At 53.4% G+C, this 13,682-nt stretch carries 12 protein-coding genes; 8 read left to right on the forward strand and 4 right to left on the reverse strand.

From position 1 onward, the window contains the following. Positions 1-16: 16 nt before the first annotated feature. A complete protein-coding gene (locus FN082_RS18140; protein ID WP_142982064.1) occupies positions 17-1,525 on the forward strand; it encodes a carboxylesterase/lipase family protein in 1,509 nt (502 codons plus the stop codon). On the opposite strand, the gene FN082_RS18145 is transcribed toward FN082_RS18140, so the two are convergent. Next, positions 1,464-2,708: a T6SS phospholipase effector Tle1-like catalytic domain-containing protein gene (locus tag FN082_RS18145; RefSeq protein WP_142982065.1), complete on the reverse strand. Its 1,245-nt coding sequence runs from the start codon at positions 2,706-2,708 to the stop codon at positions 1,464-1,466. The genes FN082_RS18140 and FN082_RS18145 overlap by 62 nt on opposite strands. Before the next feature lie 212 nt (positions 2,709-2,920). Here FN082_RS18145 and ycaC point away from each other — a divergent pair, with 212 nt between their 5' ends. The 3 genes from ycaC (at position 2,921) to rimL (ending at position 6,064) form a co-directional block, all read left to right on the forward strand. Beyond that, positions 2,921-3,544, forward strand: coding sequence for an isochorismate family cysteine hydrolase YcaC (gene ycaC, locus FN082_RS18150; RefSeq protein WP_004101775.1), 624 nt, complete (start codon positions 2,921-2,923; stop codon positions 3,542-3,544). Between the two features lie 232 nt (positions 3,545-3,776). After that, a complete protein-coding gene (locus FN082_RS18155; protein ID WP_142461683.1) occupies positions 3,777-5,432 on the forward strand; it encodes a glucan biosynthesis protein D in 1,656 nt (551 codons plus the stop codon). A 65-nt stretch (positions 5,433-5,497) separates the two neighbouring features. Next, positions 5,498-6,064 (forward strand): 50S ribosomal protein L7/L12-serine acetyltransferase, encoded by a 567-nt coding sequence (gene rimL / locus FN082_RS18160; protein WP_139538129.1) that lies wholly within the window; start codon positions 5,498-5,500, stop codon positions 6,062-6,064. Positions 6,065-6,143: 79 nt separating this feature from the next. Here rimL and ydcK read toward each other — a convergent pair whose 3' ends face one another. Continuing rightward, on the reverse strand, positions 6,144-7,124 hold the full coding sequence (gene ydcK / locus FN082_RS18165) for a YdcK family protein (protein ID WP_142982066.1): 981 nt from the start codon (positions 7,122-7,124) through the stop codon (positions 6,144-6,146). A 110-nt stretch (positions 7,125-7,234) separates the two neighbouring features. On the opposite strand from ydcK, the gene tehA reads away from it, so the two are divergent. Together tehA and tehB are read left to right on the forward strand one after the other, a co-directional pair. Next, the gene (tehA, locus tag FN082_RS18170) at positions 7,235-8,233 is read left to right on the forward strand and encodes a dicarboxylate transporter/tellurite-resistance protein TehA (protein ID WP_139538131.1); all 999 of its coding nucleotides are present in this window, start codon (positions 7,235-7,237) and stop codon (positions 8,231-8,233) included. A gap of 2 nt (positions 8,234-8,235) precedes the next feature. Further along, positions 8,236-8,832: a tellurite resistance methyltransferase TehB gene (gene tehB, locus FN082_RS18175; RefSeq protein ID WP_139538132.1), complete on the forward strand. Its 597-nt coding sequence runs from the start codon at positions 8,236-8,238 to the stop codon at positions 8,830-8,832. On the opposite strand, the gene pepT is transcribed toward tehB, so the two are convergent. Beyond that, entirely contained in the window at positions 8,829-10,058 is a 1,230-nt protein-coding gene (pepT, locus tag FN082_RS18180; protein ID WP_139538133.1) for a peptidase T, read from the reverse strand. The genes tehB and pepT overlap by 4 nt on opposite strands. Positions 10,059-10,171: 113 nt before the next feature. Here pepT and FN082_RS18185 point away from each other — a divergent pair, with 113 nt between their 5' ends. Together FN082_RS18185 and FN082_RS18190 are read left to right on the forward strand one after the other, a co-directional pair. After that, positions 10,172-11,764, forward strand: a complete 1,593-nt coding sequence (locus FN082_RS18185; RefSeq protein WP_185932130.1) for an ABC transporter substrate-binding protein — start codon at positions 10,172-10,174, stop codon at positions 11,762-11,764. A gap of 138 nt (positions 11,765-11,902) precedes the next feature. Continuing rightward, positions 11,903-12,571 carry a DUF3313 domain-containing protein gene (locus FN082_RS18190; protein ID WP_139538134.1) on the forward strand — a complete coding sequence of 223 codons (669 nt, stop codon included), beginning with the start codon at positions 11,903-11,905 and terminating at the stop codon, positions 12,569-12,571. A gap of 139 nt (positions 12,572-12,710) precedes the next feature. On the opposite strand, the gene FN082_RS18195 is transcribed toward FN082_RS18190, so the two are convergent. After that, complete coding sequence (locus tag FN082_RS18195; protein ID WP_142461685.1) at positions 12,711-13,607, reverse strand: DMT family transporter; 897 nt, start codon at positions 13,605-13,607, stop codon at positions 12,711-12,713. Between the last annotated feature and the right edge of the window lie 75 nt (positions 13,608-13,682).

A 13,682-nucleotide genomic window follows, 5' to 3' on the forward strand; every position in this document is an offset into this window, starting at 1 on the left:
TTAAAGGAAGCAGGCCATGCAGAACCCGTCTACTCCGCTGGTAAAAACCCGGCAGGGAACCCTCTCCGGCACCGCCGAAGAGAATATTCACATTTGGCGCGGAATTCCCTATGCCGCGCCGCCCGTCGGCTGCCTGCGCTGGCGTGCGCCGCAGCCTGCCGCCCGCTGGCAGGGTGTTCGTCGGGCAGATACCTTCTCGGCATCAAGCTGGCAGGATATTGAGTATTGCCGCGAACTTGGCGGTGGCGATCCCGGTCGCTTTTCAGAGGATTGCCTTTATCTCAACGTCTGGTCACCCGCCGCGCGCGTACAGCCGCTGCCGGTGATGGTCTGGCTGCACGGAGGCGGTTACACCATCGGCGCGGGAAGTTTACCGCCCTACGACGGTAAAGCGCTAGCTTCCCGCGACGTGGTGGTGGTGACGGTAAACTACCGGCTGGGGCATCTGGGATTCTTTGCTCATCCAGCACTGGAAGGGGAAGACGGCGAGCGCATTTATAATTTTGCGCTACTTGACCAGATTGCCGCTCTGCAATGGGTCCAGGAGAACATTCATGCTTTCGGCGGTGATGCGGCTAATGTGACGCTGTTTGGTGAGTCTGCCGGGGCGCGAAGCGTGCTGTCGCTGATGGTTTCGCCAAAATCCAGAGGACTATTCCATAAGGCGATTATCCAGAGCGGTTATACCTTGCCAGATCTGCCACGGGAAAAGGCGCTGGCTAAAGGGCAACTGATCGCTGAGCATTTCTCATTGCCGCAGGCCAGCGCTGAACAACTGCGGGCTATTCCGGCGGAGGCATTCTGGTCGCTAACCGCACCGCTAACGATTGGCCCGGCCCCTGTGGCTGGTGATGCCGTGCTGCCACAGCCGATGCTGGAGACCTTTTTTAGCGGGCGTCAGCACCCATTACCGGTCATGATTGGCTCTAACAGCGATGAGGCCAGCGTAATGGCGGTATTTGGCGTCGATATTGCCGGGCAGATTCAGAAACTTCGCCGCGAACGTCGATTTGGTCTTGGGTTAATTAAGCTGCTCTATCCCGGCGTGAAGGGCGATGAAGCGCTGGGGCGAGAAGTGTGTCGCGATATGGCCTTCACAACTCTGGGCTATGTCGTGATGCAGGCGCAGCAGCGGGTAGGGCAACCGTGCTGGCGCTACTGGTTTGACTATGTTGCCGAGGCTGAACATGAAACGTATCCGCATGGCGCGTGGCACGGTAATGAAGTGGCGTATGTTTTTGACAACCTGGACCTTGCCGAGCCGGTACGAAATTATGCCAACGACCGCGACAGGTCATTTGCCGCCCACGTTGCCGACTATTGGGCTAACTTCGCCCGTCTGGCCGGTAACGACTGCCATGAACTCTCCGGACCAGTACGCTGGCCCGCCTGCGCGCGCGGGCGGGACCGTTTGCTACGAATCGGCTTGCACAAGCAGGCTGGTTTTAAAGTGGAAAACCGTTTTATGCGCGCGCGTCTGGCGTTGTTTCGCCGGGTGATGAAGCATCATGTGACGCTGGATTAACCCCTTCCAGCACGTAGCTTTGCGGGAGATTAACCGGTCGCCAGGCGCTCTTTTCCATTCTCCGCTGAACGGAAATGTGGACTAACGCGCCTTCTGGGATCAACCGGGGTTCTCCGGCTGGAAGATACCAACCCAACCAGGACCGACGCCCGGGCCACTCTCTGGCTTTGACCCTTTTCGGTAGCCATTCGGCTAGCGTCCAGGCGGGCGTAAGGGAGCGATGCATCTCTGCGGTCTCATCCGGTATGCAATAGCGATATTGACTGCCCTGACGCGGCTTGCCAAACACCATTTGGTTGATGTTGGCCTGATTCACCTGCAGGCCGCGCGTCCGCGCTTCCTCTATCATCCAGGCAAGCGGGAATTTTGACAGCCCGCTCTCCGCTTCCGGGTATCCGCCGCCAATATCGGCATGCACGCCGGCAAACCATACTTGTTTAATATCCTGGGCAATATCGCTCTCAGGTTTAAACGCTTTGACTCTGAAAGGCTGCGGCTCGAACCAGCGATGCAGGCGGAACATTCGACGCCGTTCATCAATGGCCATGGCCTGACGGAAGCATTTCACGATCGGATTTTTCTGGGTATAGCGCAGTTTTTCAACGTCCAGTAGCAGACCGAGTTTTTTCGGGATCAGCACTGAAGAGACGGTGTCCCACACGCCGATAAACTCGATTTGAATCATTCGCGTTCCCGCGACTCGCGAGAAGTGCCACGCATCGGCTAGCGCAGAAGAGGGCCGCTTTTCATCACCGCGAGGGACATCGCCTGAACTGGCGCGTTTATAGGCGGCTAAAGCATAGGCGGCGAGATTAAGCTGATCTTTGTTCAGGAGGCCAATCATATTCACCAGCGCCGCCAGTACGCGAACGGTGTAAGCTCCGCGGCTAAAGCCGAAGAGCCAGACTTTGTCGCCGCGGGCGTAGTTTTCACAAAGAAAGCGATAAGCGTTAAGAATGTCGTCATCCAGGCCGAAACCGGTGGCGAGCTCAAACCAGCCGCGAACTTTTTGTCGCGCCTGTTGCCAGGCATTATGCTGACCGATGGTGCCGATACCGGGGTTATAATAGACGCACTGCGTGGTGTTTTTACTGATGACGCGATACAGCTTTAGCACGTTTGAGAGTTCGGCCTTCACTTCATTACCGGTACCATCACAACAAATCACAATGTTTTTGCTCATTATTTTCTTCCTGAAAAAAGCAGAATCTATATCCATAGTTTTTACGATGATTTTATCAGTATGCCACGGTGCGTTCTGTAAATGGGACAATGCGTCACACTTTCGACGGCTAATCCTCAGCCAGTGATTACACTATGATCAGCCTTGTTAACCATACCTCCGCAGAATCTGGATTCTGACGGAAAACTTGCTGTTGAAATGAGGAAGAAACCATGGCCAAACCGTATGTTCGTCTGGACAAAAATGATGCTGCCGTGCTGCTGGTGGATCATCAGACCGGATTGCTCTCTCTTGTGCGCGATATCGATCCTGATAAATTCAAGAACAACGTCCTTGCCCTTGGCGACCTGGCGAAGTATTTCGGTCTGCCGACCATCTTAACCACCAGCTTCGAAAACGGCCCGAACGGTCCGTTGGTGCCGGAGCTGAAAGAGCAGTTCCCCGACGCGCCCTATATCGCACGTCCGGGCAATATTAATGCCTGGGATAACGAGGATTTTGTTAAGGCCGTTAAAGCAACGGGCAAGAAGCAGTTGATTATTGCTGGCGTGGTGACGGAGGTTTGTGTGGCATTCCCGGCGTTATCGGCGATTGAAGAGGGTTTTGATGTCTTTGTGGTAACTGACGCATCCGGTACTTTCAACCCGATTACCCGCGATGCCGCCTGGGACCGTATGTCGCAGGCAGGGGTGCAGTTGATGTCGTGGTTTGGCGTGGCTTGCGAGCTGCACCGCGACTGGCGTAACGATATTGAAGGTCTGGGAACGCTGTTCTCTAACCATATTCCGGATTATCGTAACCTGATGACCAGCTTTAACCTTTTAAATCAGAAATAATTATCTTTGCGGCCAGCATCAGTCTGGCCGCTTGCGATCTTATTACCGCTAATATCCGACGTTCTGGAGGCCGCTAATTCGGTCTGGTCCGGTGGACATATTTTTTTCATGCATTTCTGCCGTCAACAATTGGATTATCAATCGTTTTTGTCTAGAGTGAGCGACATTCACGACGCATGAGTTTGTTACGTCGCGTCTCAATTCACATATGAAGAAGGATGCTTTCTCAGGCATGAACCGCAGACGTTTTCTCAAATCATCCATGGCTGTTGCCGCCGTATGCGGAACGTCAGGAGTCGCCTCTCTATTCTCTAAAGCCGCATTCGCCGAGGATTCGGGAATTGCCGACGGACAGACGCGTCGCTTCGACTATACCGTGCTGCAATCGATGGCCCACGATCTTGCTCGTCAGCCGTGGGGCGGAGCGCCTCGCGACCTGCCGCCGACGCTGGCGAACCTGACCCCTCAGGCCTACAACAGCATTCAGTATGATGCAGCGCATTCTCTGTGGAGCAATATTGAAGAGCGCAAGCTGGATATCCAGTTCTTCCATGTGGGAATGGGGTTCCGCCGTCGCGTGCGGATGTTCTCGCTGGATTCACAAACTCAGCAGGCGCGGGAAATTCACTTCCGCCCCGAACTGTTTAAATACAATGATGCCGGCGTCGATACTAAACAACTGGAAGGCCAGAGCGATCTCGGTTTTGCCGGGTTTCGCGTATTTAAGGCCCCGGAGCTGGCGCGTCGCGATATTGTGGCCTTCCTCGGCGCGAGCTATTTCCGTGCGGTAGACAGCACTTATCAATATGGGCTCTCCGCGCGCGGCCTGGCTATCGACACCTTCACCGATACACCGGAAGAGTTTCCGGACTTCACCTCTTTCTGGTTTGAGACCGTCAAGCCAGGGGCGACGGTCTTTACCGTGTATGCACTGCTCGACAGCCCAAGCGTCACTGGTGCTTATAAGTTTGTCGTTAATTGTCAGGAAACACAGGTGATTATGGATGTGGAAAACCACATCTATGCGCGTAAAGACATCAAACAGCTGGGCATTGCGCCGATGACCAGCATGTTCAGCTGCGGTAATAACGAACGCCGGATGTGCGATACGATTCATCCGCAGATCCACGACTCTGACCGATTGTCGATGTGGCTGGGTAACGGCGAGTGGATTTGTCGTCCCCTGAACAATCCGCAAAAGCTGCAGTTCAATGCTTACCAGGATAAAAACCCGCGCGGTTTTGGTCTGTTGCAGTTGGATCGCGATTTCTCCCACTATCAGGACATCATGGGCTGGTACAACAAGCGCCCAAGCCTGTGGGTCGAGCCGCGTAACCAGTGGGGCAAGGGCGCCGTTAGCCTGATGGAGATCCCGACTACCGGCGAAACGCTGGACAACATCGTCTGCTTCTGGCAGCCAGCGAAACCGGTAAAAGCCGGGGACGAGTTGGACTTCCGCTATCGTCTCTACTGGAGTGCGCAGCCGCCGGTTCGCTCTCCGCTGGCGCGCGTCATGGCAACGCGTACCGGTATGGGCGGCTTCCCGGAAGGTTGGGCACCTGGCGAGCACTATCCGGATAAATGGACCCGCCGTTTTGCTATCGATTTTGTTGGGGGCGACCTCAAAGCCGCTGCGCCAAAAGGTATCGAGCCGGTGATTACTCTCTCGAGCGGCGAAGCGAAGCAAATTGAGATCCTCTACGTCGAACCGTTTGATGGCTATCGCATCCAGTTTGACTGGTATCCGACCTCTGACTCGACTGACCCGGTTGAGATGCGCATGTTCCTGCGCTGCCAGGGGGACGCGATCAGCGAGACCTGGCTGTATCAGTATTTCCCGCCAGCGCCGGATAAACGCAACTATGTTGATGACCGGGTGATGAAGTAATTGCTCGTTATTCCGCCCGCTGGGGTGACTCAGCGGGCGTTTTTCTTTTTTTATTGGAGTAGGCCATGACTGCTGAAACCTTATCTGAGCCAGAAAAAATCCCCGTTACGGAAGTGCTCTCCCTGCGCGCGGTGGATGAGCGTCACGTAACGGAGCTGCATCAACTGGTGATAAAGAACCAGCACTGGCTTCAGCAATCGTTGAGCTGGCCTGCTGACGTCCGTCACGAAGATGAAACCCGCCGCCATGTGCAGGGTAACGTGATGCTGCATCAGCGCGGCTATGCCAAAATGTTTTTGCTCTTTCTGCACGAAGAGATCATCGGCGTGCTGTCGTTTAACCAGATTGAGCCAATCAATAAGACCGCATACATCGGATACTGGATTGATGAAAGCCATCAGGGGCAGGGGCTGCTTTCTCAGGCGCTGCAGGCGTTTATGGACTATTTTGCCCGTAATGGTACGGTGCGGCGCTTTGTTATCAAATGCCGTGTGGCGAATCACAAAAGCAATCAGGTGGCGCTGCGCAACGGTTTTAGCCTTGAAGGCTGTCTGAAGCAAGCCGAGTATCTCAACGGTTCGTATGATGATCAGAATATCTACGGGCGCATTATTGATTCTGGCGCTGAGTAATCCCCGGGCTACAACACCAGCAGATCATGGGGACCCGTAACCCGGGCAAGGCGCTGTGCGCCGCCCCCGGGAGCATGGCTTACAGAAAACCGACGATGGGCGTGCGGATAATATGCTCGTCGCCGTTAATGACTCTTGCGCCTCTGATATGAATGATATCGCCAGCGCTCGCCTCAATTCGCGCTGCATCGCTGATAGTCACCTGATGCTCAATCACCACATCGCCACGAATAACCGCGTTGCCTTCAATCAGCACGTTATCATCCAGCAGAATTGGCCCGCCGAACAGGTGAGCGCTTCCGCCGACCATAACCCGATGCTTTAGCAGGCAATTTCCTTCGACCACCGCGTGCTCCGCCACCTGTGAGCTGTAGCGCAGGGTTGGGATAGCGTCTTCCTCACGACCGGCGATAATCCGCGCATTACCGTATACTCTGGCGTTGTCGCAAATCCAGACGTCGTTTTCTTCATTACCTTCAAGTCGTGCGTTTTCGAAGATTTCCGCCCGGTGCTCGACAAACGCGTGTTCAACAAAAGCGTTTCCGTAAACCTGCGCCTGATGAACAATCCGCGACGCGCTGACCGTCGCCTGCTGGTAGATACGCAGAATTTTATCGTTATCAGCGGTCAACCCCTGAGCGGCAACGATCAGGCAATGAGGAAGGATCCGCGCGTTGTCTGCAAGGTGACAATAGCCGCGAATCTGTGATTGCCTGACAGTGACGTTGTCACTTATTATCGCATGATAACTGACGTGAGTATTGTCCAGACGGACGTTGTCGCTGATATTTACGTTATGGCTGATAATGCACTCGCCGGTCAATCGGGCATTGCCTTCAATCTTCGCACCGGCGAAAACGGCGCTATTGGCATCATAAATCCAGCACTCGCCGCTGTGGCTCAGCGCGGCTTCATCGTCCAGCCAGCCGCCTTCGTCCCCGGTTTTCACGTCGGCAAAATCACGCAAGGCGACAATTTGCCGCAGATTTACGCTATGTTTGATCCCGTCTGCTTCATAGTGAAACTGGCGAACCTTCTCGCTGAGGCAATATTTGCGCATCGGTCTTTCTCATTACTTATGGTTAACATAAACATAGCAAAAAACTCCGTAGCGCGTTTTTGAAGGTTCTTTTAAAATGCAACTTAAAATAAATTGAATTATTAAACAAAATGAATAAAAACCAGAACGGAAAGCAGGTGCTGAACCTACCGGCGGGTTATTTTGGTATGGTGCTGGGTATCATTGGGATGGGTTTTGCCTGGCGCTATGCCAGTACGATATGGCCGGTGAGTCGGGCAATCGGCGATGGACTGGTTATTCTGGCGACCACCATTTGGGCGCTACTGGCGCTAGCGTTTATCTCCCGCTCAATTCGTTTCCCGCATAGTGTGCTGCAGGAGATGCGCCATCCGGTTGCCAGCAGTTTTGTTAGCCTGTTTCCGGCGACCACCATGCTGGTCGCTATCGGCTTTATCCCCTGGCTGCGCCCGCTGTCGCTGGTTTTATTCAGTATTGGTGTTGTGCTGCAACTGAGCTATGCGGCCTGGCAGAGCGCCGGGCTATGGCGCGGAAAACATCCTGGCGATGCGACTACGCCGGGCCTCTATCTGCCAACGGTGGCGAACAACTTCATTAGCGCGATGGCCTGCGGTGCGCTGGGTTTTAACGATGCCGGGCTGGTGTTTCTTGGCGCCGGAATCTTCTCCTGGCTCAGCCTTGAACCGGTGATACTGCAACGCCTGCGCAGCGATGGCGAGCTGCCGACGGCCATGCGCACCTCGCTGGGTATTCAACTGGCTCCGGCGCTGGTGGCGTGCAGCGCCTGGCTGAGCGTTAACGGCGGGGAGGCGGATACGTTCTCCAGGCTGCTATTTGGTTACGGCCTGCTCCAGCTACTGTTTATGCTGCGCCTGATGCCGTGGTATCTGCGTCAGCCGTTTAACGCGTCGTTCTGGAGCTTCTCGTTCGGTATTTCCGCGCTGGCGACGACCGGGCTGCATCTTGGCCACACTCATCCTGACGGCTTTTTCCACACACTGGCGATCCCATTATTTATTTTTACCAATCTGATCATCGGAATACTGCTGATACGAACCTTTCTGCTGCTGATGCGCGGCAAGCTGCTGATTCGCGTCGAACGCGACACGTTATTAAAAAATAAGGATTAATCATGACTCTTCGTGACGAAAATTACTTCACTGACAAATACGGTATGACCCGCACCCACTCTGAAGTGGTGCACGCCGCAACGCTGATTGCACCGGGCAAGGCGCTGGACCTGGGCTGTGGTAATGGGCGTAACAGCCTGTACCTCGCAGCCAATGGTTTTGATGTTACGGCGTGGGATAAAAACCCGGCAAGCGTCAGTAACCTTGAAAGCATTCGTCAGGCGGAAGGGCTGGAGAATCTGCAGACGGCGATTAAGGACCTTAATGCCCTGAGCTTTGACGGTGAGTATGATTTTATTCTCTCTACCGTGGTGATGATGTTTCTTGAAGCGAAGACGATCCCGGGTCTTATCGCCAATATGCAGCGCTGCACCCGGCCTGGTGGCTACAACCTGGTTGTTGCCGCGATGGATACGGAAGATTTTCCGTGCACAGTGGGCTTCCCGTTCGCCTTTAAACCCGAAGAACTACGCAACTATTACGCAGGCTGGGAGTTCCTCAAGTACAACGAAGACGTCGGTGAGCTGCACCGCACCGACGCTAACGGGAATCGCATTAAGCTACGTTTTGCCACGATGCTGGCGCGCAAACCCGCTTAACGGGCAGCCAACAGGCAGAGCTGTAACGCGGTCTGATAAGAAGCCTCAAAGGCGTGCAGCGGCAAAAATTCGAATTTCGAATGGAAGTTGTGCGCGCCGGTAAAGAAGTTTGGTGTTAAAACGCCTTTTGCCGACAGGGCCGCGCCGTCGGTACCGCCGCGCATCGGCGTCGGTTTTGGCGTAATCCCTAAGCTTTCCATTGCTTCAAACATCAGGTCGATGGCGCGACGGTCTTCGCCAACCGCATTGCTGATGTTGCTATAGGTATCGCTGACGTGGAATTCGACCTTGCCGGTGGGATACTGCGCGGCGATTTTCTGAGCCACTTCGCCCATCTGCTGTTTACGGTGATTGAAACCAGCAAGATCAAAGTCGCGAATGCTGGCCTGCAGCAGAGTACTGTTCTGATCTCCCTGAATCCCGTTAAACCAAACGTAGCCTTCGCGTCCGGCAGTATGCTCAGGGGTTTGTAGGCGATCAAAATGGCTCATGTAGTCGGTGGCCATCAGCAGCGGGTTTACCAGCACGCCTTTTGAGGACATCGGGTGGGCGGTTACGCCGGTAAAGCGGATTTCTGCGGCGGCGGCGTTGAAGTTCTCATAAACGATTTCACCCAGCTCACAGCAGTCGATAGTCCAGGCAAAATCGACGGCAAAGCGCGAGAGGTCGAGCGCTTTCGCACCGCGCAGACCCACTTCCTCATCTGGCACAAACGCGACAACGATATCGCCGTGGCGATGTTCCGCCGTCAGGTTTTCCAGCACCGTCATCACCACCGTAACGGCGGCCTTGTTATCGGCGCCGAGTACGCTGGTACCGTCGCTAAAAATAATCTCTTCATTAGGATATGCGAGGATTTCCGGATGCTCCGCGACGCGCAGCCAGATATCTTTGTCTTTGTTCAGGCAGAGATCTTCACCAGTAAAACGCAGGATTTGCGGATGAATATCCGGCGATAAGCCAACGTCAACAGTATCGATGTGGGTAATAAAGCCAACCCGCGGCGCGCCGGGCACGTTGCCTTTTTTTACTGCTGTGACGGTGGCGTGCTCATCAATCACGATCTCATCCAACCCTAGCTGTCTTAGCTCATCGGCAAGCGCCTGCGCCATCGCGTGTTGCCCCGCAGTGGTCGGCAGCGTGGTTGCTCGCGGGTCGCTTTGGCTGGTTATCGCCAGGTAGCGAAAGAAGCGTTGGGTTAATTGACTGGCCAGAGATGATGACATAGTGATTCCTTCTTTATTCGTGTTTTCAGGTGTTTGCAATCATGCTTTAGTGTTATGTATGAAAGGGAAAACAACAAGCTATTCATTAGCTGACAAATTAAAAAGGAAAGCATATGCAACGCAGATTCACGACGCTTGCCCTGGCGTTAGCGGCCCTGACCGCCAGCTCGACTATCAGTGCAAAAACGCTGGTCTACTGTTCTGAAGGATCGCCGGAAAACTTTAACCCTCAACTCTATACCTCGGGGACCAGCGTCGATGCCAGCGCTGTACCCATCTATAACCGTCTGGTCGATTTTAAAGCCGGTACCACGGAATTGTTGCCGAGCCTGGCCGAAAGCTGGGAGGTTAGCGATGATGGTAAAGTTTATACTTTCCATTTACGCAAAGGTGTTAAATTCCAGAGTAATAAATATTTTAAACCGACCCGCGATTTTAATGCCGACGATGTGATTTTCTCATTTATGCGGCAAAAAGATCCCAAGCATCCTTATCATAATATCTCCAGTGGTAATTATTCTAATTTTGAAAGTTTAGAGTTTGGTCAATTAATTACCGGAATAGATAAGCCTGATGAATATACTGTTCGTTTTACTTTAGCCCATCCTGAAGCGCCATTTGTTGCCGATCTTGCCTGGTATTTCGCCTCTATTCTGTCGGCGGAATATGCGGATGCGATGTTAAAAGCCGGTACGCCAGAACGTGTTGATATGGACCCGATTGGTACCGGTCCTTTTAAACTCGCGCAATATCAAAAGGATTCACGCATTCTTTTCACTGCTTTCCCGGAATACTGGCAGGGGAAAGCTAATATTGACCGCCTGATTTTCAGCATCACCCCTGACGCCTCGGTGCGTTACGCTAAGCTGGAGAAAAACGAATGCCAGGTGATGCCGTTCCCCAATCCGGCAGATCTGCCGAGAATGAAAGAGAACAAAGACATCAACCTGATGAGCAAAGCGGGCCTTAACACCGGTTTCCTGGCGTTTAATACGCAAAAAGCGCCGCTGGATAATGTTAAAGTACGCCAGGCGCTGGCGATGGCGATTAATAAACCGGCGATTATTGAGGCGGTGTTCCACGGAACCGGAACGGCGGCAAAAAACCTGCTGCCGCCCGGCGTATGGAGCGCGGATAGTAATCTGAAGGATTATGACTACGACCCGCAAAAGGCCAAAGCCCTGCTGGACGAGTCGGGCGTGGCGGGGCCGATTACCATCGACCTGTGGGCGATGCCGGTTCAACGCCCTTATAACCCGAACGCCAAACGTATGGCTGAGATGATCCAGGCCGACTGGGCGAAAATCGGCGTGCAAACCAAAATCACGACCTATGAGTGGGGTGAATATTTAAAACGCGTGAAGGATGGCGAGCATCAGGCGGCGCTGATGGGCTGGACGACGGCAACCGGCGACCCGGATAACTTCTTTGGCCCGTTATTTACCTGTCAGTCGGCTAACGGCGGGTCCAACTCGGCAAAGTGGTGCTATCAGCCGTTTGATAAAATTATTGCTGAAGCAAAATCGATAACCGATCGCCAAAAACGTGAAGCCTTATATATTGAGGCGCAACAGATGATGCACGACCAGATGCCTGCGGTCATGATTGCCCATTCGACTATTTTTGAACCAGTACGTAAAAACGTCTCTGGCTACGAAATCGATTCCTTTGGCAAGCATATTTTTTACCAGGTTGATATAAAATAATAAGGTATGAGAGCCCGCTGGCAACGGCGGGTTTATTTTCTTCAGGTACTTGACGAGCCACCACTTTTGCAACAAAACTTACCCCTGTATTTTGTTATAACTCTTGCCGATAGATTGCATTCACAGGGATTAACCTATATGCGTACTCAGTTATTTTTCAAGGTTGCCGCGCTTGCGGGCCTGCTGGCCTTGGCTGGCTGCTCATCAAAAATTGCTCAACCGGAACAATATTCCGGATTTTTAAAAGATTACTCCAGCTTAAAAGAAACCACCTCTGCTTCCGGCAAACCGGAACTACGCTGGATTTCACCGGATTACAATCCGAGTAATTATGATAACGTTGTTTATAACCCGATCACCTACTACCCGGTTCCAAAGCCGTCTACTCAGGTTGGCGAGAAGGCGCTGAGCGATATCCTGACTTACACCAATAAAGAGATGAAGCAGGCTATTTCTGAACGTAAACCGTTGGCGACAACTGCTGGTAAGCGCAGCCTGATCTTCCGCGGCGCCATCACCGGCGTGGACTCCAGCAAAGAAGGCCTGCAGTTCTACGAAGTGATTCCGGTAGCGATGGTTATCGCGGGCACTCAGGCAGCAACGGGTCACCGTACCATGGATACCAATCTGTACTTTGAAGCCGAACTGATCGATGCGGCGACCCAAAAACCGGTGATGAAAGTTGTGCGCAAAGGCGAGGGGAAAACGTTATCCAACGAAAGTACGCCGCTGACCGTCGACACGCTGAAGCAGGTCATTGATGATATGGCGATTGATGCGGTGAAGTTCGACCCAAGTAATCGCTAAGTCAGTTTTATCAGTTAAGAAGGGCGCTATGAGTTGATAGCGCCTTTTTTATTGGTAGTCAGACATACGCATCGGGTTCAGGTTTTGTAGGTCAGGTAAGGCGTTAGCCGCCACCTGACATAAACTGACCCGATAAAACCTAAGCCAGCTTACGCCGTAAAAACCACTGCTCAGGACGTGCAAACATCACCAGATTCCCGACCAGAATCAGCGCCAGCCCGGCTACGGCATTGCTATGCCAGACATATCCCTCATAAAACGTCGAGATTGTCAGCGCGACCAGCGGAAACAACAGCGTACTGTATGCCGCTTTGCTCGCGCCAATTCTGCCGACCAGAGTGAAATAGGCACCGAAAGCAATCACCGAGCCAAACAGGGCCAGATACAGCAGCGCTCCCATATAGCTTAGCGTCCACTGCGGCATAAAATTATCACCACGTACCAGAGCGATCGCGCCCATCACCAGCGTGCCGTAAAGCATGGCCCAGCTGTTGGTCGTTAACGTCTCCAGACCTCGGCGCTGGTGGCGGATGCTGAGCATATTACCCAGAGAAAAACCGTAAGTCCCCAATGCGCTGAGTGCGATGCCCAGCAGGAGTGACGCATTCAGACCGTTAGCCCATAAATCATCCCAGAAGAGCGTCACAATGCCCGCCAGACCAAGCGCGGCGGCCAACCAGAAACGTCCCGGTGGCTGCTGGCGGAAAAAGAGAAAGCTGTTAATCGCGTTGAACAACACCGCCATGGAGAAAATCACTGATTCAAGCCCGGTATTGATATATGCGGCGGCGGTGTAGAAGCACCAGAAATTAAAACAGAAGACGCAGCAGCCTTGCAGCAGGCAGAAAAAATGGTCGCGAGCGGCCAGTGGACGCAGGCGGCGGGTGATCAGCAGAATGGTCAGCATCGTGACGCTGGCTACGGCAAAACGCCAAAAAATGGACACCGGCGCGGCGACCGGTCCTTGCTGCAAAAAAATAGCAATCCAGGTCGTGCCCCAGATAACGACGACCAGGGCGTAGAGTAATGCGTTCAAAATGTCTCTCCTGTGAGTGTTGTACCGATCATTCTGACGCCTGTGCCCACGCCGCGCTGTCATCAACTTGTTACC

This window comes from Klebsiella spallanzanii (assembly GCF_902158555.1).
GTDB lineage: Bacteria > Pseudomonadota > Gammaproteobacteria > Enterobacterales > Enterobacteriaceae > Klebsiella > Klebsiella spallanzanii.